Origin of the sequence: Paraburkholderia madseniana (genome assembly GCF_009690905.1) — a bacterium.
GTDB lineage: Bacteria > Pseudomonadota > Gammaproteobacteria > Burkholderiales > Burkholderiaceae > Paraburkholderia > Paraburkholderia madseniana.
Window position 1 is genome coordinate 14,864 of sequence record NZ_VOSW01000096.1, and the last position, 21,379, is coordinate 36,242.

At 61.4% G+C, this 21,379-nt stretch carries 18 protein-coding genes and 2 pseudogenes; 13 read left to right on the plus strand and 7 right to left on the minus strand.

Annotated elements, in window-relative coordinates; genetic code table 11:
- Positions 1–16: 16 nt before the first annotated feature.
- The 3 genes and pseudogenes from FSO04_RS35570 to uraH form a co-directional block, all read right to left on the minus strand.
- A pseudogene (locus FSO04_RS35570) lies at positions 17–257 on the minus strand (transcriptional regulator).
- A 216-nt stretch (positions 258–473) separates the two neighbouring features.
- A complete protein-coding gene (locus FSO04_RS35575; RefSeq protein ID WP_154566197.1) occupies positions 474–1,667 on the minus strand; it encodes a urate hydroxylase PuuD in 1,194 nt (397 codons plus the stop codon).
- A 310-nt stretch (positions 1,668–1,977) separates the two neighbouring features.
- Positions 1,978–2,331 carry a hydroxyisourate hydrolase gene (gene uraH / locus FSO04_RS35580; protein ID WP_074283346.1) on the minus strand — a complete coding sequence of 118 codons (354 nt, stop codon included), beginning with the start codon at positions 2,329–2,331 and terminating at the stop codon, positions 1,978–1,980.
- Positions 2,332–2,858: 527 nt separating this feature from the next.
- On the opposite strand from uraH, the gene FSO04_RS35585 reads away from it, so the two are divergent.
- Complete coding sequence (locus FSO04_RS35585) at positions 2,859–4,256, plus strand: 8-oxoguanine deaminase (RefSeq protein ID WP_154566198.1); 1,398 nt, start codon at positions 2,859–2,861, stop codon at positions 4,254–4,256.
- Between the two features lie 81 nt (positions 4,257–4,337).
- Here the strand turns inward: FSO04_RS35585 and FSO04_RS35590 are convergent, their stop codons facing one another.
- Positions 4,338–5,270, minus strand: a complete 933-nt coding sequence (locus FSO04_RS35590) for a LysR substrate-binding domain-containing protein (protein ID WP_012433318.1) — start codon at positions 5,268–5,270, stop codon at positions 4,338–4,340.
- A 251-nt stretch (positions 5,271–5,521) separates the two neighbouring features.
- On the opposite strand from FSO04_RS35590, the gene FSO04_RS35595 reads away from it, so the two are divergent.
- The 4 genes from FSO04_RS35595 (at position 5,522) to FSO04_RS35610 (ending at position 10,431) form a co-directional block, all read left to right on the plus strand.
- Positions 5,522–7,123: an ABC transporter ATP-binding protein gene (locus FSO04_RS35595; RefSeq protein WP_154566199.1), complete on the plus strand. Its 1,602-nt coding sequence runs from the start codon at positions 5,522–5,524 to the stop codon at positions 7,121–7,123.
- Between the two features lie 91 nt (positions 7,124–7,214).
- Positions 7,215–8,321 (plus strand): ABC transporter permease, encoded by a 1,107-nt coding sequence (locus FSO04_RS35600; protein ID WP_154566200.1) that lies wholly within the window; start codon positions 7,215–7,217, stop codon positions 8,319–8,321.
- An 18-nt stretch (positions 8,322–8,339) separates the two neighbouring features.
- Entirely contained in the window at positions 8,340–9,269 is a 930-nt protein-coding gene (locus tag FSO04_RS35605; protein WP_154566201.1) for an ABC transporter permease, read from the plus strand.
- 67 nt (positions 9,270–9,336) lie between these two features.
- Entirely contained in the window at positions 9,337–10,431 is a 1,095-nt protein-coding gene (locus tag FSO04_RS35610) for a BMP family ABC transporter substrate-binding protein (protein ID WP_154566202.1), read from the plus strand.
- 192 nt (positions 10,432–10,623) lie between these two features.
- Here FSO04_RS35610 and FSO04_RS35615 read toward each other — a convergent pair whose 3' ends face one another.
- Complete coding sequence (locus FSO04_RS35615; RefSeq protein WP_074283352.1) at positions 10,624–10,830, minus strand: dodecin; 207 nt, start codon at positions 10,828–10,830, stop codon at positions 10,624–10,626.
- Positions 10,831–11,013: 183 nt separating this feature from the next.
- Here FSO04_RS35615 and FSO04_RS35620 point away from each other — a divergent pair, with 183 nt between their 5' ends.
- The 4 genes from FSO04_RS35620 (at position 11,014) to FSO04_RS35635 (ending at position 15,881) form a co-directional block, all read left to right on the plus strand.
- The gene (locus FSO04_RS35620) at positions 11,014–11,985 is read left to right on the plus strand and encodes an NAD(P)-dependent oxidoreductase (RefSeq protein ID WP_168435957.1); all 972 of its coding nucleotides are present in this window, start codon (positions 11,014–11,016) and stop codon (positions 11,983–11,985) included.
- 136 nt (positions 11,986–12,121) lie between these two features.
- Positions 12,122–13,714 (plus strand): ABC-F family ATPase, encoded by a 1,593-nt coding sequence (locus tag FSO04_RS35625; RefSeq protein WP_168435958.1) that lies wholly within the window; start codon positions 12,122–12,124, stop codon positions 13,712–13,714.
- 250 nt (positions 13,715–13,964) lie between these two features.
- Complete coding sequence (locus FSO04_RS35630; RefSeq protein ID WP_154566204.1) at positions 13,965–15,155, plus strand: NAD(P)H-dependent flavin oxidoreductase; 1,191 nt, start codon at positions 13,965–13,967, stop codon at positions 15,153–15,155.
- A gap of 69 nt (positions 15,156–15,224) precedes the next feature.
- The gene (locus tag FSO04_RS35635) at positions 15,225–15,881 is read left to right on the plus strand and encodes an OmpW/AlkL family protein (protein WP_154566205.1); all 657 of its coding nucleotides are present in this window, start codon (positions 15,225–15,227) and stop codon (positions 15,879–15,881) included.
- Between the two features lie 137 nt (positions 15,882–16,018).
- On the opposite strand, the gene FSO04_RS35640 is transcribed toward FSO04_RS35635, so the two are convergent.
- On the minus strand, positions 16,019–16,222 hold the full coding sequence (locus tag FSO04_RS35640; RefSeq protein WP_028199276.1) for a DUF1289 domain-containing protein: 204 nt from the start codon (positions 16,220–16,222) through the stop codon (positions 16,019–16,021).
- A 335-nt stretch (positions 16,223–16,557) separates the two neighbouring features.
- Positions 16,558–16,731, minus strand: a pseudogene (locus FSO04_RS35645) (Nramp family divalent metal transporter); the annotation flags it as partial.
- 359 nt (positions 16,732–17,090) lie between these two features.
- Here FSO04_RS35645 and FSO04_RS35650 point away from each other — a divergent pair.
- From FSO04_RS35650 to FSO04_RS35665, 4 genes are all read left to right on the plus strand, one after another.
- Entirely contained in the window at positions 17,091–18,191 is a 1,101-nt protein-coding gene (locus FSO04_RS35650; RefSeq protein WP_154566206.1) for a polyamine ABC transporter substrate-binding protein, read from the plus strand.
- A 92-nt stretch (positions 18,192–18,283) separates the two neighbouring features.
- Positions 18,284–19,450 carry an ABC transporter ATP-binding protein gene (locus FSO04_RS35655; protein WP_166618316.1) on the plus strand — a complete coding sequence of 389 codons (1,167 nt, stop codon included), beginning with the start codon at positions 18,284–18,286 and terminating at the stop codon, positions 19,448–19,450.
- Entirely contained in the window at positions 19,447–20,376 is a 930-nt protein-coding gene (locus FSO04_RS35660) for an ABC transporter permease subunit (protein WP_154566207.1), read from the plus strand. The genes FSO04_RS35655 and FSO04_RS35660 overlap by 4 nt, the downstream gene beginning before the upstream one ends.
- A complete protein-coding gene (locus FSO04_RS35665) occupies positions 20,376–21,194 on the plus strand; it encodes an ABC transporter permease subunit (RefSeq protein ID WP_154566208.1) in 819 nt (272 codons plus the stop codon). The genes FSO04_RS35660 and FSO04_RS35665 overlap by 1 nt, the downstream gene beginning before the upstream one ends.
- The last annotated feature ends 185 nt before the right edge of the window (positions 21,195–21,379 follow it).

A 21,379-nucleotide genomic window follows, 5' to 3' on the forward strand; every position in this document is an offset into this window, starting at 1 on the left:
GCTCGTACGTCGAGCCTCATGAGTCCGCGTCCGGCATGCGTTGTTCAGCCAGGATATCTTCGAGTGTCCGCCCGTGGCCGTGCGCGACGAACTTGAGGTCGTAGCCGGCCGCTTCGAGCAGGCGCACGAGCACCGACACGCTCATATCGTTTTTGGCCAGCGTTTCCATACGCGCGGCGCGCCAATTCCTCTTGAGACAGGTGACTTTCGCGCCGAACGGTCTTCAGCATGTTCGATACGTCAGCGAGATTGGTCATTTGTAGCCCCGGAGCGTCAAATCGGTAGATTTTAGCCATGTTGTAGCCCATGAGACACAATTTGTTCTTATGGTTTTGTGTCTCACGGGCTACAACTTCCCTTGTCATTCTGACAAGCCGTCTGAACCGAATGACCAACAAAAAAACGGGCTTCCCGCTCACGCGAAAAGCCCGCTTCATGCTTTGCGAAGCCGGGCGCAACACCCGGCCAGCGCCTTACTTCACCGCACCGCCTTCGAACCACGCGGCGATCTTCATCCGCTCGTCGTCGGTCATGTGCGTGACGTTGCCCAGCGGCATCGCCTTCAAGGTCACGGCCTGCTGGTAGATCCGCTGCGCGTTCTGCGAGATCTCGTCCGGCGTATCCAGCAACACGCCAGCCGGGGCGCTGCCCATCATCGTCGGATGGGCGGAGTGGCATGCCACGCAGCGCTGTTGCAGCACCGGCGCGATATCGGCCACCTTGACCGTCGGCGCGTTCGCGGCCTGCGCTTGCGGCACGATCGGCTTGGGCATCGTCGAGAAGAGGGCGGCGAACATCAGCACGATACCCACCAGCGGCAAGTACCACAGCACCTGGCCACGGTGACGCATCACGAAGAACTGGCGAATCAGCGCGCCGGCCAGCATGATCATCAGGAGCACGACCCAGCTGTACCGATTCGTATACGTCATCGCATAGTGGTTCGACAGCATCGCGAACACCACCGGCAGCGTGAAATACGTGTTGTGCACCGAACGTTGCTTGCCGCGCTTGCCGTAGATCGGGTTCGGCGTTTCGCCCTTGAGCATCGCGGCAACCATCTTGCGCTGACCCGGGATGATCACGAAGAACACGTTCGCCGACATGATCGTTGCCAGCATCGCGCCCATGATCAGGTAAGCCGCACGGCCCGCGAAGATATGGCACGCGAGGTACGCCGCGATCACCACATAAATGCCGACGCAGATGCCGAGCACCTTGTCTTTATTGCCGAGCAAACGGCACAGCGAGTCGTACACGATCCAGCCTGCGGCGAGGAAGCCGAGTGCCGAAGCAACCGCGACCACCGGGCCCATGTCGAGCACGTTCTTGTCGATCAGGTACGTGGACGGCGAGAGCAAATACAGCACCGTGAAGAGGCTCGCGCCCGACAGCCACGTGGTGTACGACGGCCACTTGGACCAGTGCAGGTCGTCCGGCATTTCCGGCGGCGCGACGGTGTACTTCTGCATGTTGTAGAAGCCGCCGCCGTGCACGTGCCACAACTCGCCGAACACGCCGCGCTTGCGCTGGTTCGGGTCCGTAGGCGGTTTCAGGCTGTTGTCGAGCGCGACGAAATAGAACGATTCGCCGATCCAGGCGATGGCGACGATGACGTGGAACCAGCGCAATGCCAGGTTCAGCCAGTCAGTGATAAAGCCTTCCATGAAACTCCTCCACTTCTGATTCGTTGTACGCGCAACGACGCTTGTGCCTTGATTACGCCTTCGGTGACCCGGCTGACGGGTTGTCGGCATGCACGGTGTCGCTGCGCAGACTGCGGGGTGAGAGACGCGGTGCGCTCAGTTCGCACAGCGCCGTTTTTTATTGGAACTTCGGGTCGAGTCGCTCGCGTTCGATTGCGCTTCGCGGGTGTCTCCAAAGATCCGCACAGTGCAATCGGGCGCGCTCGCAAATACAGCCAGCGCGACTTCAACCTCGTCTTCCTCCAACGCCTATCAATACGCTCCGTTCGGCTTAGCTGCCCCGATAGGTGCTGTACGACCACGGCGATACCAGCAGCGGCACGTGATAGTGCGCACCGGCATCGGCCACGCCGAAGCGCAACACGACGCGATCGACAAAACGCGGCTCCGGCACTTTCGTGCCGATCGATGCAAAGTAGTCGCCGGCGCCGAATACGAGCTCGTATTCGCCCGGGACCAATGCGTCGCCTTCGAGCAGCGGCTGGTCGCAGCGGCCGTCGTCATTGGTGGTGGTGGTTTTGAGCGCGCGGCGGGTGTCGCCGGAGAGCGCGAAGAGTTCGACCTTGATGCCCGCGCCGGGACGGCCGTTCGCGGTGTCGAGCACGTGGGTAGTGAGCTTTCCCATTCGCAATTTTCCTTATGTGAATGCGAGGTTTCGGCGGCGGCCCGATCCAGAATACGTTGCGGCGGATCGAGGCTCCACGTCAGTGGCTACATACCCGTCGGCGAATTGAAGCGAGCGCCGTGGCAGCCATTGTAAAAAGGATGTTCACGTCAGCGCGCGCGAGATAGGAAAGATAATACCTGGCGCATGACAGACAGCCTGTTGAAAGCCACTTTGAGTCGATTCATTCGACTATTGCCGTGCATTTCATTCACCGGCGGATCGTACCGGCGCCAAAAAAGGCCCACTATATCGACAGCGTGAGGTTGGGTATCGCACTGGCGCGAGTTGTCAGCATTATTTTGACCGTTGAAGGTTACACCTGTGCGCCGCAGCAAACACAAGTGAAGCGCGGCACACCCCGAAGACGGCGGAAATACGCTGGGTAACCGGGCCAACGGCGCTCGACGGGACGCGGCGGCGCGGTTGGCGTGCCGTCCCATCGCGTTCGAACGGCTTTGCACGGAAGCAATGAAGCGGAGAAACGAATGACGATGGAGCAGGCGGCTATGAAGCCAAACAAGCCTAAGAAAACGATGCTGGTGAAGCACGCGGACGTGCTGGTCACGATGGACGGCGCCCGGCGCGAACTGCGCGACGGCGGCATGTATATCGAGGACAACCGCATCGTCGCGGTCGGATCGACGGCGGAATTGCCGCAAACGGCCGACGAAGTGCTGGACATGCGCGGCCACCTGGTGATTCCAGGGCTGGTGAATACGCACCACCATATGTATCAGAGCCTGACGCGCGCGATTCCGGCCGCGCAGAACGCCGAGCTATTCGGCTGGCTCACCAACCTCTACAAGGTGTGGGCGAACCTCACACCGGAGATGATCGAAGTCTCGACCTTGACGGCGATGGCCGAGCTGTTGCTGTCCGGTTGCACGACCTCGAGCGACCATTTGTATATCTACCCGAACGGCAGCCGCCTCGACGACAGCATCGTCGCGGCAGAGCGGATCGGCATGCGTTTTCATGCAGCGCGTGGCAGCATGAGCGTGGGGCAGAAGGACGGCGGTTTGCCGCCGGATTCGGTGGTCGAGCGTGAAGCGGACATCCTGAAGGACACGCAGCGGCTGATCGAGACGTACAACGACGAAGGACGCTACGCGATGCTGCGTGTCGTGGTCGCGCCGTGCTCGCCGTTCTCGGTGAGCCGCGATCTGATGCGCGAATCGGCGGTGATGGCGCGGCACTATGGTGTGTCGCTGCACACGCACCTGGCGGAGAACGTCAACGACATCGCGTATAGCCGCGAGAAGTTCGGCATGACGCCGGCGGAGTATGCGGAAGACCTCGGCTGGGTCGGCCACGATGTGTGGCACGCGCACTGTGTGCAACTCGACGACGCGGGCATCGAACTGTTCGCCCGCACCGGCACCGGCGTTGCGCACTGCCCGTGTTCGAACATGCGGTTGGCGTCGGGGATTGCACCGGTCAAGCGGATGCGCCTCGCCGGTGTGCCGGTGGGCCTGGGCGTCGACGGTTCGGCGTCGAACGACGGCGCGCAAATGGTCGCCGAAGTGCGCCAGGCCCTGTTGCTGCAGCGGGTCGGCTTTGGGCCGGATGCGATGACCGCGCGTGAAGCTTTGGAGATCGCGACGCTAGGCGGCGCGAAGGTGCTGAATCGCGACGACATCGGCGCACTGGCGCCGGGCATGGCGGCGGATTTCGTGTCCTTCGATCTGCGTCAGCCGCTGTTTGCGGGCGCGTTGCACGATCCGGTCGCGGCACTGGTGTTCTGCGCGCCGTCGCAGGTAAGCCATAGCGTGATCGGCGGCAAGGTGGTGGTGAAAAATGGTCAATTAACGACGCTGGAACTCGGACCGGTCATCGAGCAGCACAACCGGTTGGCAAAGACGCTTTACGAAGCGGCAGCCTGATGATGGCGTAAGGGCGAAGTAGAAGAAGCAGCTCTATCGGCATCCACAAAGACTGGATGCCGATAGAGCACATAGCAAAGATTAAGGCTTGTCGATCAACGTCTTGGTCGCCTCGGCAACCAGACTGCGCAGCCAGCGCACTTCGTCGGAGTAATGCACGCGCTCGTGCCACAACTGGTAGTACTGCATCGGCGGGAAATCCAGCGGCGCGGGCACCACGGTCAGCGGCAGAAACTTGGCGTAGTAGTCGGCAAACAGGCGCGTCGTCGTGAAGATCAGATCGGACTTGATCAGCACGTAAGGCGCCAGATTGAAGTACGGCAACGTGACGACCACGTGACGCTTTAACCGTTCGCGCGCGAGATGCACGTCGATCGCGCCGCGTTGGCCCACCGAGTAAGGAGTAGGCGCAAGATGCGGGGCATTCAGGTACTGGTCGAGCGTCAACCCGCCACGTTTGGCGAACGGATGCGCGTTGCTCATCAGGCAGACGATCTGATCGACGAACAGGTTCGACAGGTGCAATTGCTCCGGCGGTTCCGGCCAGTTGCCGACCACGATGTCGAGCTTGCCGTCCTCGAGCGCGAGTTCGTAGTCGAACGCCGGCCCGAGCGAGTGAAACTCGAGCGTCGCGTTCGGCGCGGCCTGACGAAAGCGTTCCACCACCGTCGGCACGAACAGCACGTTCAGGTAGTCCGGGCAGCCGATCCGGTAGCAACGAATGGACGTGGCGGGATCGAAGTTGTGTTGCTGGAACTTGATGCGTTCGATCTCGCGCAGCGCGTTCTGCACCGGTTCGAGCAGGCGCAGGCCGTACTCGGTCGGCACCATGCCGGATTTGCCGCGCACCAGCAGCGGGTCGCCGGTGATGTCGCGCAAACGGCGCAGAGCCGCGCTGATGGCGGGTTGCGATTGATTCAGTTTGACGGCCGCGCGCGTGACGCTGCGTTCCATCAACAGGGTGTGCAAGACGCGTAATAGATACGTATCGATCGCCTCGCGTTGCTGACTCATGACTTCTCCGAAATATATGTTCTGGCTGATCGAACGGGCGTGGGTATATATGGCTTTTAATATGAACACAAAACCACGTCAAGAGTGGGATACCCGCAGAGCACGCTGCGACGGGGGTTTGCGGGGAATTTTGACGGCTCGACTGAGCCGGTCGATTTAGGTATTGTCATCCGGTTGTGGTGACGGATCGTCTGCTGACAGGGCGGGCGGACGCGCTGCGACCGGCAGTCTCTGACGTACTACGGAATCACATGAGCGACTCTTCTTATAGCGACGGCGCCGCCGCGCAGCCGGCAAACAGGCCGGAACAGGCGGCGCCCCGGTTGATGCTTCAGGGCATCACCAAACAGTACCCGGCCGTACGCGCCAACGACGACGTCACGTTGATCGTCGCGCCGGGTGAAATCCATGCCGTGCTCGGCGAAAACGGCGCCGGCAAAAGCACGCTGATGAAAATCATCTACGGTGCGGTGCGGCCCGACGCCGGCGAGATCCGCTGGGAAGGCCATCCGGTCGAGATCGCGAGCCCGGCGGCGGCGCGCAAGCTCGGCGTCGGCATGGTGTTCCAGCATTTTTCGCTGTTCGAGACGCTCACGGTCGGCGAAAACATCGCGCTCGCGCTCGACGAACCCTTCGATCTGAAGACACTCTCGAAACGCATCCGCGAAGTCTCCGCCGACTACGGCCTCGACATCGACCCGCAACGTCACGTGCATAGCCTGACCGTGGGCGAGCGGCAGCGCGTCGAGATCGTGCGCTGCCTGCTGCAGAATCCGCGTCTTCTGATCATGGACGAACCGACTTCGGTGCTCACGCCGCAAGCGGTCCGCAAGCTCTTCGAGACGCTGCGGCGTCTCGCGGCAGAAGGCTGCAGCATCCTCTACATCAGCCACAAGCTCGACGAAATCCAGGAACTGTGCGACACAGCGACGGTGATGCGCGGCGGTCGCGTGACCGGTCACGTGAAGCCGAAAGAAGAAACGCATGCGTCGCTCGCGCAGTTGATGGTCGGCCATTCGCTGCCGGATTACACGCGCCGTGAACACACGCCGGGTGCGGTGCTGCTCGACGTGAAGCAGTTGTCGGTGGAAAGCGACGATCCATTCGGCACGTCGCTCAATAACGTGTCGTTCGGCGTGCATGCAGGCGAGATCTTCGGCATCGCGGGTGTGTCGGGCAACGGTCAGGCCGAATTGCTGTCGGCGCTTTCGGGTGAAAAGCGCGGCACGCGTGCCGATGCGGTCACGATCTGCGGCAAGGCGGCAGGGCGCCTCGGCGCAGGCGGCCGGCGCGCGCTCGGTTTTGGTTTCGTGCCGGAAGAGCGCCTCGGCCGCGGCGCAGTGCCGGCGATGACCTTGTCGGAAAACGCGCTGCTCACCGCGCATCGACAGCAGATGGTGAATTCCGGCTGGATCAAGGCGGGCGCTATGCGTGCCTTCGCCAAGCGTTGCATCGAAGCCTTCGACGTGCGTTGTGGCGGCTCGGAAGCGTTGGCGCAAAGCCTCTCCGGCGGCAATCTGCAGAAATACATCATGGGTCGCGAGATTCTGCAGGCGCCCAAAGTACTGGTGGTCGCGCAGCCGACCTGGGGCGTCGACGTCGGCGCGTCAGCGTTTATTCGTCAGCAGTTGCTCGACCTGTCCGCCCGCGGCGTGGCGATTCTGGTGATCTCCGAAGAACTGGAGGAGTTGTTCGACATCTGCGATCGCATCGCGGTGCTGGCCGGCGGCAGACTCTCGCCGGTGCGTGCCACGGGGGCGACCAATGCCGAAGAAATCGGCCGCTGGATGGCGGGCCTGTTCGGCGACCGCGAGGGCGCGGCGCCGTCGGCGGAACAGCCGGCGCATGCCTGAACAGATCGATGCGCGATCGGCTAGCTGATCGACGCTAAAGGCCCATAAGCACCAGAACCAGATATAAGCACTCACATAAGCACACGCTCCCATGATTCTTCCGTATCGACTCGAAGCACGCACGACGCCCTCGCGCACGATGCAGATCGCCGTGCCGCTGATCGCCGCGTTGCTCACGCTTGTGATCGGCTTCCTGATCTTCAGCCTGGTCGGCCGTGATCCGCTCGAAGCCATGCACGCGTTTTTCATTGAACCGCTCTCCAGCGTGAACGGCTGGTCCGAACTGCTGCTGAAGGCTTCGCCCTTGTGCCTGATCGGCCTCGGCCTCGCGATCGGTTATCGCGCCAACGTCTGGAACATCGGTGCTGAAGGGCAGATGCTGCTTGGTGGCATCGCCGCCAGCGGTGTCGCGATCTATTTCGATCAGGCCACCGGCTGGTGGATTCTGCCGACCATGATGATCGCCGGCGTGCTCGGCGGCATGGCGTGGGCCGCGATTCCCGCGCTCCTGAAAAGCCGCTTCAACACTAACGAGATTCTCGTGAGCCTGATGCTCACGTATGTGGCCACGCAGTTGCTGATCTATCTGGTGAGCGGCCCGTGGCGCGATCCGCAGGGCATGAACTTCCCGCTCTCGGAGATGTTCAGCGGCGACGCGTTGTACCCAACCTTTTCCGGCGATTGGCACTGGAAATGGCTGCGCGGCACGCGGCTGAACGCGTCCGTGTTCATCACGCTGATCGCGATTCCGTGCGTGTGGCTCTTCATGCGCAAGAGCTTCGCGGGCTACCGGATGAACGTCGGCGGTCTCGCGCCGCTCGCCGCGCGCTACGCCGGGTTCTCCGACAAGAAAACCATCTGGACGTCGTTGCTGATCAGCGGCGGTCTGGCGGGTCTCGCCGGGATGGGCGAGATCGCTGGTCCGATCGGCCAGTTGCAGGCGACATGGTCGCCGGGCTACGGCTTCACCGCGATCATCGTCGTGTTCGTGGGACGGCTGCATCCGGTCGGTATCGTGCTCGCGAGCTTGCTGATGGCGCTGCTGTACCTCGGCGGCGAAGCGGTGCAGACCTCGATGCAATTGCCGCAGGCGCTCTCCGGCGTGTTCCAGGGGCTGCTGCTGTTCTGCCTGCTGGGTGCCGACCTGTTCGTGAACTACCGCGTGCGCCGGCGCTCCGCCGCCGCGCAAGCCCACTGATTTTCCCGGCGGATCTCCATGGATATTCAACAAGCCAGCGCGCTTACCTCGAGCGCCGTCACCGCCGCGATCCCGCTGATGTTCGCGGGCGCGGGCGAACTCGTCACCGAGAAGTCGGGCGTTCTCAACCTCGGCGTTGAAGGCATGATGCTGATGGGCGCGGTGACCGGCTACGCGGTCACCGCCATTACGGGCAACCCGTGGCTCGGTGTGGTCGCCGCGATCGTCGCGGGTCTCGCGATGTCACTGCTGTTCGCGTTCCTCACGCTGACCATGCTTGCTAACCAGGTCGCCACCGGCCTGTCGCTGACGATCTTCGGCATTGGCCTGTCAGCCTATGTCGGAAAGCCGTACACGTCGGCCGCGGTGCGCGCCACGATCGACACGTGGACCATTCCGGGTTTCTCGAAGATTCCGGTGCTCGGACCCGCGCTTTTCAGCCTCACGCCGCTCGATTACCTCGCGTTCCTGATGTTCGCGGTGATCTGGTGGTTCCTGTATCGCACGCGTGCGGGCCTCGTGCTGCGTTCGGTCGGCGAATCGCCGCAAGTGGCGCACTCGGTCGGCTTTCCGGTGGTCGGCGTGCGTTACGGCGCGGTGGCCTTCGGCGGCGGCATGGCGGGTCTCGCTGGCGGCTATTACTCGATCGTCAACCTGCACTTGTGGCAGGAGCAGCTTACGTCGGGCCGCGGCTGGATCGCGCTCGCGCTGGTGGTGTTCGCGACATGGCGCCCGGGGCGTCTGCTGATCGGCGCGTTGCTGTTCGGGGCCGTGACGGGTCTGCAGTTTTACGCTCAGGCCATCGGCGTGCCGGTGCCGACGCAATTTCTGGCGATGCTGCCGTACGTCGCGACCGTCGTCGTGCTCGTGCTGATTTCGCGCAACCCGAACACGATTCGTCTGAATGCACCGGCGTCGCTTGGCAAGCCGTTTTTCTCGGCGGGATGACACGCTTGTCGCTTCATATGACCGATCACACGTTTCAAATCAATCGACAAACACGACAGGAGAAAACATGAAGAGAAGAAATCTGCTGACCGCCTTCGCATGGGGTGCGGCCTCCCTGGCGCTTGCCGCGCCGCTCGTGCAAACCGCGCAAGCGGCCGACGCACCGGGCGTCGCGTTCGTCTACCTCGGCAATCCGGGCGACGCCGGCTGGACTTTCGCGCACGATCAGGGCTCGAAGGAAGCCGAAGCGAAGTTCGGCAACAAGATCAAGATCACCCGCATCGAGAACGTGCCGGAATCGGCCGACTCGGAACGTGTGTTCCGCGATCTGGCGAACAAGGGCAACAAGATCATCATCGGTTCGAGCTTCGGCTACCAGGACTTCGAACTGAAGGTCGCAAAGGACTTCCCGGACACGGTGTTCCTGCACGCAACCGGCTACAAGAAAGCGCCGAATTTCGGCACCTATGACGTGCGCATGTACCAGGGCGCCTACCTGGCAGGCGTCGCTGCCGGCTATGTGACGAAGACCAACACGCTCGGCTTTGTTGCATCGGTGCCGATTCCTGAAGTGATCCGCAACATCAACGCGTACACGCTCGGCGCGCGTTCGGTGAATCCGAAGATCCACACCAAGGTCATCTGGATCAATAGCTGGTTCGATCCGGGCAAGGAAAAGCAGGCCGCTGAAACGCTGATCGGGCAGGGTGCCGATGTGCTGCTGCAGAACACGGATTCGAGCGCGACGCTCGCGACCGCATCGGAAAAGCACGTGCATGCGTTCGGTTGGGATTCGGACATGAAGAAGTTCGGTCCTGAGGCGCACCTCGGGTCGGTGGTCGCGCACTGGGGCGTGTATTACAACGCGGCTATTCAGCAGGTGCTGGACGGCAAGTGGAAGAACGATCCGGTGTGGTGGGGCATTCCGCAGAAGGCTGTCAATCTTGAAGACCTGAACACGTCGGCGATTCCGGCTGATGCGCAGAAGCAGGTGGCGGCGAAGCGCGATGAACTGGCCGGCGGCAAGTGGGACGTGTTCACGGGCCCGATCAAGGATCAGTCCGGCGCGGTGAAGGTGCCGGCAGGCAAGACGCTGGCCGATCCGGAACTGCAACGCCTGAACTGGTATGTGGAAGGCGTGGACGGTTCGCTGCCGAAGTAATCCGGCTCGCGCGGTCGTCGGGAGCGAATCGCGTGACTATTGACCGGGTCGCGAATGATCGGGTCGCGATCGACGGGATCACCATCGACCAGGCGGCGGTCTCAGCAACCGCTGCTTTAAGACGCTGCGTCCAGTACGGACGCAGCTTTTTTTTGCTTCAGATTATGTGTTGAAGCTGTTTCAGCCGAAGCGCTAGTCGATGCGCAGACCGACCTTGATGGTCACCTGCCAGTAGGCGACCTTGTCGTTCTCGATCTGGCCCCGCGTTTCCGTCACTTCGAACCAGTGCAGATTGCGCAGCGTCTTCGACGCTTTTGTAATCGCGGTGCTGATTGCGTCGTCGATCGATTTGGTCGATGAGCCGGTCAGTTCGATTTGTTTGTAAACATGTTCTGACATGAACTTCCTCCTTTGACCTTCGTTGGTGTGCAAAAAAAGTATAGGCAATGGATCGCCGTTGACGTCCCCCATGTCCCGCGCGTGAGCGGGTCATTCCGCACATCGCGTGCCCGATATGCCGCGGCGGGGAGGGGCCGTTATGATGTCCGCGCAACTCAATCTGAAACCTGACGAGGCTTGAAAGTGGAAATTGGTTTTTGCGGTCCCGGTCTGATGGGCGCGCCGATGATTCGGCATCTGCTGCGCGCGGGGCATACCGTGCATGTCTGGAATCGCACGCGGGCCAAGGCGGAAGCGTTGCTGGCGGACGGGGCCAAGGTGGTCGATACGCCGCGCGAACTGGCCTCGCGGTGCGAGGCGGTGCTGCTGTGCGTCGCGGATGCGGCGGCGGTTGAAGAAACGGTGTTCGGCGCCGAGGGACTGCTGAGCGTGGATGCCGCCGCGCCGAGACGCGTGCGTTGGATCGTCGATCACTCAAGCATTCCGCCGGCCGCCACGCGCGCGTTCGCGCAGCGCGCGGCGGCGGTGGCGGCCGTTGCGGCGGAAGGTCCGATTGCTGCTACGGGCGAGGGTGAGCGAGAGCGAGAGCGAGAATCTGCGGGCACAGGCACCGCGAGCGTCGGCTGGATCGACGCGCCGGTATCCGGCGGCGTGGCGGGCGCGACGGCGGGCACGCTGGCGATCATGGCGGGCGGCGCCGCGGCAGACGTCGAGGCGGTCACGCCACTCCTTGACGCCTATTCGGCCCGCGTCACACACATGGGCGAGGTCGGAGCGGGGCAGACCACCAAGCTTTGCAATCAGACCATCGTCACCGCGACCCTGGCGGCGATCGCCGAGGCCGTGAGCCTCGCGCAACGCAGCGGCATCGACGCCGCCAAACTGACGCAAGGCCTCGCCGGCGGCTGGGCCGATTCGGTGCTGCTGCAGATTTTCGTGCCGCGCATGACGCAAAGCGGCCTCGCGCCGATCGGCGCATTCCGTACGTTCCAGAAGGACATCGACACGGTCGCCGCGACAGCGTACGAGACGGGCACGCCGATGCCGGTTTCGTCGACGGTCCAGCAACTGTTGCGACTCGGCGCGGCGATGGGGCTGGGCGAGGCCGATCTGTCGGCCTTCATCGGCGTTTTGCAGACGCCGCGCGGCGGCTAGAAGGCGTGCGGGGAAGCGCGAACCGGGGGTGAAAGCGGCGTCGAAACGCGTGAACACGGCGCTTGCGTGGGTTGAATTCGCGATAACCTGCTAAAATATTGGGTTGTTCGCCGATATCACATTCAAAGGACGCGCCGTGCTGTCTACCGCCAATATCACCATGCAATTCGGGCCAAAGCCCCTCTTCGAGAACATCTCGGTCAAATTCGGGGGAGGGAACCGCTATGGCCTGATTGGTGCGAACGGCTGCGGCAAATCCACCTTCATGAAGATACTGGGTAGCGATCTGGAACCGAGCTCCGGCAACGTGATGCTCGAACCGAACGTCCGCCTTGGCAAGCTGCGCCAGGATCAGTTCGCGTACGAAGACGTGCGCGTGCTCGACGTCGTGATGATGGGGCACGCCGAAATGTGGGCCGCGATGACCGAGCGCGACGCGATCTACGCGAACCCCGACGCGACTGACGACGACTATATGCACGCCGCCGAACTCGAAGCGAAGTTCGCCGAGTACGACGGCTACACTGCGGAAGCGCGTGCGGGCGAGCTGCTGCTCGGCATCGGCATCGCGATCGAAGACCACAATGGCCCGATGAGCAACGTCGCGCCGGGCTGGAAACTGCGCGTGCTGCTCGCGCAGGCACTGTTCTCGAAGCCGGACGTGCTGCTGCTGGACGAACCGACCAACAACCTGGACATCAACTCGATCCGTTGGCTGGAAGACGTGCTCAACCAGTACAACTCGACGATGATCATCATCTCGCACGATCGGCACTTTTTGAACCAGGTCTGCACGCACATGGCCGACATGGACTTCGGCACGCTGAAGGTCTATCCGGGCAACTACGACGACTACATGCTGGCCAGCACGCAGGCACGCGAGCGTCAGCAGAATGCCAACGCCAAGGCGAAGGAACGCGTTGCCGACCTGCAGGACTTCGTGCGCCGCTTCTCGGCGAACAAGTCGAAGGCGCGTCAGGCCACCAGCCGTCTGAAGATGATCGACAAGATCAAGATCGAGGAATTCAAGCCGTCTTCGCGGCAGAATCCGTTCATCCGCTTCGAGTACGAGAAGAAGCTGCATAACATCGCGGTGGTGGCCGACAAGATCTCGAAGAAATACGAGCGTCAGATCTTCAACGACTTCAGCGTCAGCGTGCAGCCGGGCGAGCGTATCGCGATCATCGGCGAGAACGGCGCGGGTAAGACCACGCTGCTGCGTTCGCTGCTCGGCAAGCTGACGCTCGACCACGGTACCGTGAAGTGGGCCGAAAACGCGAACGTCGGTTACATGCCGCAGGATACGTATGAAGAGTTTCCGACCGACGTCACGCTGATGGACTGGATCGACGGCTATCGCCAGGAAGGCGATGACGAGCAGATGGTGCGTGGCACGCTCGGCCGTCTGCTGTTCAATGCCGACGACATCCGCAAGTCGGTCAAGGTGCTCTCCGGTGGTGAGAAGGGCCGCATGATCTGGGGCAAGTTGATGCTGGGCCGTCACAACGTGTTGCTGATGGACGAGCCGACCAACCACATGGACATGGAGTCGATCGAATCGCTGCAGATCGCGCTCGACAAGTACGAAGGCACGCTGATTTTCGTGTCGCACGACCGTGAGTTCGTGAGCGGTCTTGCGAACCGGATCATCGAAGTGAAGACCAACGGCACGCTGAACGACTTCGGCGGCAACTATGAAGACTTCCTGTTGAGCCAGGGCGTGCAGTAAGCGCTTTCTGCTTCACGGTGTAGTGCAAGAAAAAGCCTGCTTCTTCGAAGTGGGCTTTTTTCATGGTGGGCGTCGTGCATGCTGGCTCTGGTTTGTCCGTCCGTACGAATCAACCTTACCGTGACGTGACCAACGTCAACCAACCGCTCTCAAAACCAAACCAGCAAACTGCCTCCTTGACCCAAAGCAAGGCACGCCGCGCCCGACGATCGATTATCACCGTTTCGATAGTCCACCAATCGGGTCGTCAATGCACACCTCTCACTCTTTCCCACCACTCCTTACCCGCGGCCGCTCGCTGCTTCCGATCGTGCAAGGCGGCATGGGCGTCGGCATCTCGGCCCACCGGCTGGCCGGCAGCGTCGCTCGCGAAGGCGCACTCGGCACCATCGCGAGCATCGACCTGCGCCATCATCATCCCGATCTGATCGAACGCTGCCGGCAATCTCCCGACCGGGCTACGCTCGAACAGGCGAACCTCACCGCGCTGGCGCGTGAAATCCACGCCGCCAAGGCACTCAGCGAAGGCCGCGGCATGATCGCCGTCAACGTGATGAAAGCGGTCAACGCGCAGGCGGATTACGTGCGCGTTGCCTGCGAAAGCGGCGCCGATGCAATTGTCATGGGCGCTGGCTTACCGCTCGATTTGCCGGACATGACCCACGGCCACGACATCGCGCTGATCCCCATTCTGTCGGATAGCCGCGGTGTCGCGCTGGTGCTGAAGAAGTGGATGAAAAAGGGCCGTCTGCCAGACGCCGTGGTGATCGAACATCCGGCCCACGCGGGCGGCCATCTTGGCGTGAGCAATCTCGCCGACATGCGCGACCCGCGCTTCGAATTCTTGCGTGTGCTTGAGGAACTAGATGCGGTATTCACATCGCTTGGTTTGCGTCGCCAGGACGTGCCCTTGATCGTCGCGGGCGGCATCAATAGTCACGAAGCTGTGCGCGAACTGCTGAGCGCCGGTGCCAGCGGCGTGCAGCTCGGCACACCGTTCGCCGTGACCGAAGAAGGCGACGCGCATCCGAACTTCAAACGCGTACTGGCCGAAGCGACGCCCGACGACATCGTCGAATTCGTCAGCGTGACGGGGCTGCCCGCGCGCGCCGTGAAAACACCATGGCTGATGCGCTATCTGCGCCACGAAACGAAAATCCGCGCGAAGGTCGGCGCGCTCAAACACGTCTGCCCGACCGGGCTCGAATGCCTCAGCGTGTGTGGCTGGCGCGACGGTGTCGAGAAGTTCGGCCACTTCTGCATCGACACGCGACTCGCCGCGGCATTGCGCGGCGACGTGGCCAACGGTCTGTTCTTTCGCGGCCGCGAAGCCTTGCCGTTCGGCACGGCCATCCGCAGCGTCCACGACCTGATCGAACTGCTTCTGACCGGCGCGACGCGACCCGCTGTCGCAGGTCGTTGGGCGTTCTCGCTCGGTTGATACGGGTCAACGTGAAACCTGACAGGAACTTCGACAATCCCCGCACGCAAACAACACTCGGGGAAGCACATGAAGCACTTGCTCAGGAACAGAATCAAGGCAACCTTCGTCGCGACGTGCCTGTTAGGCGCGGGCGCGCTGGCCTCACCGGCGCAGGCTGCCGGCGACGACCAGATGAGCGGCATTCACGCCGGAGACGTACTGGTGCGTCTGCGCGCAATCAGCATCATGCCGAACGTGGAGACCAACCAGTCGCTGTCGGCGCTCGATGTGGGCGTCAACAACGCCATCGTGCCGGAGCTGGATCTGACCTACATGATCCGCGACTACCTCGGCGTCGAGCTGATTCTCGGCACGTCGCGCCATCAGTTGACGTCGAGTCTCGGCAATCTCGGTGGTGTGAACGTGTTGCCGCCCACGCTGCTGCTGCAATATCACTTCAACCACGCGGGGCGTATCCGGCCGTACGTCGGTGCGGGTCTGAACTACACGTTGTTCTATAACAACGGCCTGAATGCGGGCGGTCAGCCGATTTCGGTCACCAATCATAGCTTCGGTCCCGCGTTGCAGGCAGGTGTGGACGTGCAGGTGACCAAGTCGCTGTTCGTCAACGCGGATATCAAGAAGATCTGGATGCACACCGACGCAACGCTCGGCGGTCAGTCGCTTGGCCGGCTGAATATCGATCCGGTGGTGGTCGGTTTGGGTGTCGGTATGCGGTTCTGATCGCCACGCGCGGGAAGCTGCGCTCCTCACGCAAAAACGCCGGAATGTCCGGCGTTTTTTATTGCAATCGCGATCCCAGTCGGGAGACGGGTTTTCCGGCAAGAGGGCCGATGCGGGTGGCCACGGCGCGCGGGAGGCTACAGCTTGTCGTTCTTGAAACGCATCGCGGTGCCGTCCTGCTCGATGCGTACCCACACCGCGCGTTTTTCCTCGTCGCTCAGGAACACCCAGTTGGATACTTCGGTGGCGGTGCGGCCGCAGCCTTTGCAGACCTCGTCGAAAAGCGTGGAACAGACACCGATGCACGGGCTGTCGGGAAGATCGTGGAGATTCGAAGCCATCGGAAACCTTGGGGCGGAGAAGCGAAGTTCCGCTATGTTAACCGATGCGGCCATCGCGCCCCGGCGTCGCGCTCGCCATGGCACAGATGCGTGCACGGTTGGCAGTATCCATTGCCGCCTTCGCCTCGATTCGAATTCCACCACTCAGCGCGCAATGCTGTACCTGATTCGCGCCGTTCATTGCTGCTAGTTGGTCTTAGTCGAGTTGCCAGCCGTTCGGACTGCCGTAGACGGTTGGAAAATACTTACAAAACCACTTCGGTCACAAATAAATCACACAAGGCGGCCTTGTCCGCCGAACGCCAACTGCCACAACAACGCGCCGTCGCACCGACGATGCCCGCCGCGAGCCGGCGGCCGCCTGCCTGCTGGAGCGCCAGCAGGACGAAGGTGCTGACCGCCGACATCAGCATGCCGGCCGTCAGCCACAGGAACAGCGTGACGCGGCGGCTGGAGCCTTCGCGGCAGATCTGTGCAAGGTCGCGCCCGGTGCCGATGCCGTGGCGCGACGGGTGGCTTACGCTCGCATCGAGGTTAGCTGTAAGGCATAAGATTCAGGGAAAGCGGCCTCTGGCTGCCGCCTTGATGCGAACCCGGTGGGGTGCGGTCGGCGTAAGTTGACAACGAGATAACACCGGGGCCGCCACTGGTGTTTTTTTCGGGTAGACACGCGCCGATAACCCGCTAAAATTGCGCCCATTTTGTAGCGGCGCGGCTTACGCTGTACCGTTTGCGCGACAGCCCAGCATTTTTTTTGGTGCGCGCAACAATTAATGGTAGTTTTCGGATTTTTCAGGGGAGCCGCGTGCGGTGTGCCGCGGCGTGGTTGAAGACAGCCGGGTCGGGCCGGTCAGGATCGGAGAACGGGATGAAAAGACGGGTAGTGGGACAAGTGGCGGCACTGGTTCTGTGCGCGACACCGTGGTTGACGGCTGCTGCGAAAGACACGCAGCTCAACGTGTATAACTGGTCCGATTACATCGCCAAGGACACCATTCCGAACTTCACCAAACAGTCCGGTGTCCAGGTCAAATACGACAACTACGACAGCGACGACACGCTGCAAGCCAAGCTCCTCACCGGCAGTTCCGGTTACGACATCGTCGTGCCGACCAGCAATTACGCCGGCAAGCAGATCGCCGCGGGCATCTTCGCGCCGCTCGACAAATCGAAGCTGCCGAACCTGAAGTACCTCGATCCCTCGCTGATGGTCCTCGTGGCCGGCGCCGATCCGGGCAACAAGTACACGGTACCCTGGGCATACGGCACGACCGGCCTCGGCTACAACGTGACCAAGGCGCAGCAGATCCTCGGCAAGAACGTGCCGCTCGACAGCTGGGACGTCCTCTTCAAGCCGGAAAACATCTCGAAGCTGAAGGCCTGCGGCGTGTCCGTGCTCGACGCGCCGGACCAGATGTTCGCCGCCGCGCTGCACTACATCGGCAAAGACCCGATGAGCACGAACCCGGCCGACTACCGCGCCGCGCTCGAGATGATGAAGAAGATCCGCCCGTACATCACGCAGTTCAACTCGTCGGGCTACATCAATGACCTGGTTGGCGGCGACGTGTGCTTCGCGTACGGCTGGTCGGGCGACGTCGTGATCGCCAAGCATCGCGCGGTCGAGGCGAAGAAGGCTTACAAGATCGAGTACTACATTCCGAAGGGCGGCGCCCCGGTGTGGTTCGACGTGATGGCGATTCCGAAGGACGCGAAGAACAAGGAAGCCGCGCTCGAGTGGATCAACTACATCGAAACGCCACAGGTTCACGCCGCGATCACCAACGCCGTCTACTATCCAAGCGCCAACCTCGAAGCGCGCAAGTATGTGGACAAGGACGTGGCGAACGATCCGGCCGTGTACCCCTCGCCTGAAGTCATCAAGACGTTGTTCCTGCTTAAGCCGCTGCCGCCGGAAATCCAGCGTCTGCAAACGCGGCTGTGGACTGAATTCAAGTCCGGCCGCTGATTCGCCGCCAGAGTGAACGGGTAAGTATCATCAAGAAGCCCTCGGTGTCCACCGGGGGCTTTGTTCGTCAAACGCCGGAGTAAAGCATTGTGATGAGTAGTGACCAGTCGGGCGCGATGGCAGGGGCCGCCGTGCCGTCCCCGGGCGTGAACGCCGCAGCAGGCGGTGCAGCAGAGAATTTCGTCCAGATCGTCGACATCGTGAAGAAGTTCGGCGAGACTGCAGCGGTCAAAGGAGTCAACCTGTCGGTGAAAAAGGGCGAGCTGTTCGCGCTGCTTGGCAGTTCCGGCTGTGGCAAATCGACCTTGTTGCGCATGCTGGCCGGCCTCGAATCGATCACGTCGGGCAAGATCCTGATCGACGGCGAAGACCTCGCGCAATTGCCGCCTTATCGCCGGCCGGTCAACATGATGTTCCAGTCATACGCGCTGTTTCCGCACATGGCGGTCGAGGCCAACGTCGCCTTCGGCCTGAAGCAGGAAGGTGTGCCGAAGTCTGAACTGAAAGACCGCGTGCAGACCGCGCTCGATCTCGTGCAGATGGGCCGCTTTGCGAAGCGCAAGCCGCATCAGCTCTCCGGCGGCCAGCAGCAGCGTGTGGCGCTCGCGCGCTCGCTCGTCAAGCGGCCGAAGCTGCTGTTGCTCGACGAGCCGATGTCCGCGCTCGACAAGCAGATCCGTCAGCGCACGCAGATCGAACTGGTCAACATTCTCGACAAGGTCGGCGTGACCTGCATGATGGTGACGCACGACCAGGAAGAGGCGATGACGATGGCGGACCGTCTTGCCGTGATGAGCGAAGGCGAGATCATCCAGCTCGGCACACCGCACGAAGTGTACGAATATCCGAATAGCCGTTTTTCGGCCGAGTTCATCGGTTCGACCAATCTGTTCGACGGCAACGTCGTCGAAGACGAACCCGATCACGTGTTCATTGAAACGCCCGACTTGCCGGTCCGTCTCTACGTGAGCCATGGCATCACCGGGCCGCTCGGCATGCCGGTGACGATTTCCGTGCGGCCCGAGCGCATCGCGCTCACGCGCAAACCGCCTGAGGGTGCGTACAACTGGGGCAAGGGCGTGGTAACGAATATCGCCTACATGGGCGGCTATTCGCTGTACCACGTGAAACTCGACGCCGGCAAAACGGTGATCGCCAACGTGACGAGCCTTGCCTTGACCGAGATCGATCCGCCCACCTGGGGCGACGAGGTGTATGTGCGCTGGAGCGCATCGGCCGGCGTGGTGTTGACGTCATGAAGCGCTCGATCAGTTCTTTCGCGTCGTGGCCGGTGCGCCGTTTCAATCTGACTGCCCGCACCGCGGTGGTGGCCGGCCCGTTCATCTGGTTGCTGCTGTTTTTCCTCGTGCCGTTCCTGCTGGTCGTGAAGATCAGCTTTGCCGATTTGCAGCTTGGCATCCCGCCTTATACCGAACTCGCCAAGTACACCGATGGGGTGGTTCACGTCGCGCTGGACCTGTCGCACTATGCGTTTCTGCTGACCGACAGCCTCTATTTCGCGACCTATGTGAATTCGGTGGTGGTCGCGGCGATCTCCACGTTGCTGTGTTTGCTGATCGGTTATCCGATGGCGTATTACATTGCCCGATCGAATCCGGCGAGTCGCAATCTGCTGATGATGGCGGTGATGCTGCCGTTCTGGACGTCGTTTCTGATTCGCGTATATGCATGGATCGGGATCCTGAAGAACAACGGTTTGCTGAACAACTTTCTGATGTCGACCGGGCTGATCCATACGCCGATCGAGTTGTATCACACGAACACCGCGGTTTATATCGGCATGGTGTATTCGTACCTGCCGTTCCTCGTGATGCCGCTGTACGCGCACCTGGTGAAGATGGACATGACCTTGCTGGAAGCCGCCTACGACCTGGGCGCGAAGCCGTGGCGGGCGTTCTGGCAGATCACCTTGCCGCTGTCGAAGAACGGCATTATTGCCGGGTGTTTGCTGGTATTTATTCCAGCGGTGGGCGAGTACGTGATTCCGGAATTGCTGGGCGGCGCGAACACGCTGATGATTGGCCGCGTGATGTGGAATGAGTTTTTCGACAATGCCGATTGGCCGATGGCGTCTGCCGTGACGTGCGCGATGGTGTTGTTGTTATTGGTGCCGATGGCGTTTTTCCAGTACGCGCAGGCGAAGGCGATGGAGGAAAGGCGCTGATGAAGCCGAACCGAATTTTGCAGATCATTGCTTTGGGGATCGGTTTTCTGTTCCTCTACGTTCCGATCGTGAGTCTGGTTGTGTATTCGTTCAACGAATCGCAACTGGTCACGGTGTGGACACGGTTTTCGACGCGCTGGTATGCGGCGTTGTTGCAGGACAGCGAGTTGATCGCGGCTGCGTGGTTATCTTTGCGCGTGGCGTTGCTGACGGCGTTTGCTTCGGTGATTATTGGCACGTGGGCCGGGTTTGTTTTGGCCCGGATGGGGCGGTTTCGTGGCTTTACCCTTTACACTGGGATGATCAATGCGCCGCTGGTGATTCCCGAGGTGATTCAGGGGATCTCGCTGCTGCTGCTGTTCATCGAAATGGCCAAGTGGTTGGGGTGGCCCGCCGGGCGCGGTATTTTCACGATCTGGATCGGGCACGTGATGTTGTGTATTTCGTATGTGGCCATCATCGTGCAGTCGCGGGTGAAGGAGTTGAATCCTTCGCTTGAGGAAGCTGCGCTGGATCTTGGGGCTACGCCGCTGAAGGTGTTTTTCTTCATTACGTTGCCGTTGATTTCGCAGGCGCTTATTTCTGGGTGGTTGTTGTCGTTTACGTTGTCTATCGACGATCTGGTTTTGTCGGCGTTTTTGTCGGGGCCTGGGTCGACGACGTTGCCGCTGGTTGTTTTTTCTCGTGTTCGGCTTGGGTTGAATCCGGAGATGAATGCGTTGGCTACGTTGTTTATTGCTGTTGTTACTGTTGGGGTTGTTTTGGGGAACTATTTTATGCAGCGGGCTGAGAGGAAGAGGGCTGTAATGGCGGCGTAGTTTTTTGCCTTTGGCGGCGGCATTGTCTGTGTTCTTAGGGTGTTGGCCTTTCCTTGAATTGTTAGTGGTCTATTAGCGTTGCCCCTGTGCGGGGCGGCACCTACTTCTCTTTGCCGGCTGTGTATAGACCGGGGACATGGTTGACAGACGTGCGGGGACATCATTGACACTTTATGGTCAGTGAT

Bases quoted from the DNA above. Each gene is read 5' to 3' on its own strand.
- FSO04_RS35590 (WP_012433318.1), bottom strand. From the start codon at position 5,270: ATGAGTCAGCAACGCGAGGCGATCGATACGTATCTATTACGCGTCTTG.
- FSO04_RS35655 (WP_166618316.1), top strand. From the start codon at position 18,284: ATGAGTAGTGACCAGTCGGGCGCGATGGCAGGGGCCGCCGTGCCGTCC.
- FSO04_RS35630 (WP_154566204.1), top strand. From the start codon at position 13,965: ATGCACACCTCTCACTCTTTCCCACCACTCCTTACCCGCGGCCGCTCG.
- FSO04_RS35595 (WP_154566199.1), top strand. From the start codon at position 5,522: ATGAGCGACTCTTCTTATAGCGACGGCGCCGCCGCGCAGCCGGCAAAC.
- FSO04_RS35615 (WP_074283352.1), bottom strand. From the start codon at position 10,830: ATGTCAGAACATGTTTACAAACAAATCGAACTGACCGGCTCATCGACC.
- FSO04_RS35650 (WP_154566206.1), top strand. From the start codon at position 17,091: ATGAAAAGACGGGTAGTGGGACAAGTGGCGGCACTGGTTCTGTGCGCG.
- FSO04_RS35640 (WP_028199276.1), bottom strand. From the start codon at position 16,222: ATGGCTTCGAATCTCCACGATCTTCCCGACAGCCCGTGCATCGGTGTC.
- FSO04_RS35600 (WP_154566200.1), top strand. From the start codon at position 7,215: ATGATTCTTCCGTATCGACTCGAAGCACGCACGACGCCCTCGCGCACG.
- FSO04_RS35605 (WP_154566201.1), top strand. From the start codon at position 8,340: ATGGATATTCAACAAGCCAGCGCGCTTACCTCGAGCGCCGTCACCGCC.
- FSO04_RS35635 (WP_154566205.1), top strand. From the start codon at position 15,225: ATGAAGCACTTGCTCAGGAACAGAATCAAGGCAACCTTCGTCGCGACG.
- FSO04_RS35585 (WP_154566198.1), top strand. From the start codon at position 2,859: ATGACGATGGAGCAGGCGGCTATGAAGCCAAACAAGCCTAAGAAAACG.
- FSO04_RS35665 (WP_154566208.1), top strand. From the start codon at position 20,376: ATGAAGCCGAACCGAATTTTGCAGATCATTGCTTTGGGGATCGGTTTT.
- FSO04_RS35660 (WP_154566207.1), top strand. From the start codon at position 19,447: ATGAAGCGCTCGATCAGTTCTTTCGCGTCGTGGCCGGTGCGCCGTTTC.
- FSO04_RS35610 (WP_154566202.1), top strand. From the start codon at position 9,337: ATGAAGAGAAGAAATCTGCTGACCGCCTTCGCATGGGGTGCGGCCTCC.
- FSO04_RS35575 (WP_154566197.1), bottom strand. From the start codon at position 1,667: ATGGAAGGCTTTATCACTGACTGGCTGAACCTGGCATTGCGCTGGTTC.
- uraH (WP_074283346.1), bottom strand. From the start codon at position 2,331: ATGGGAAAGCTCACTACCCACGTGCTCGACACCGCGAACGGCCGTCCC.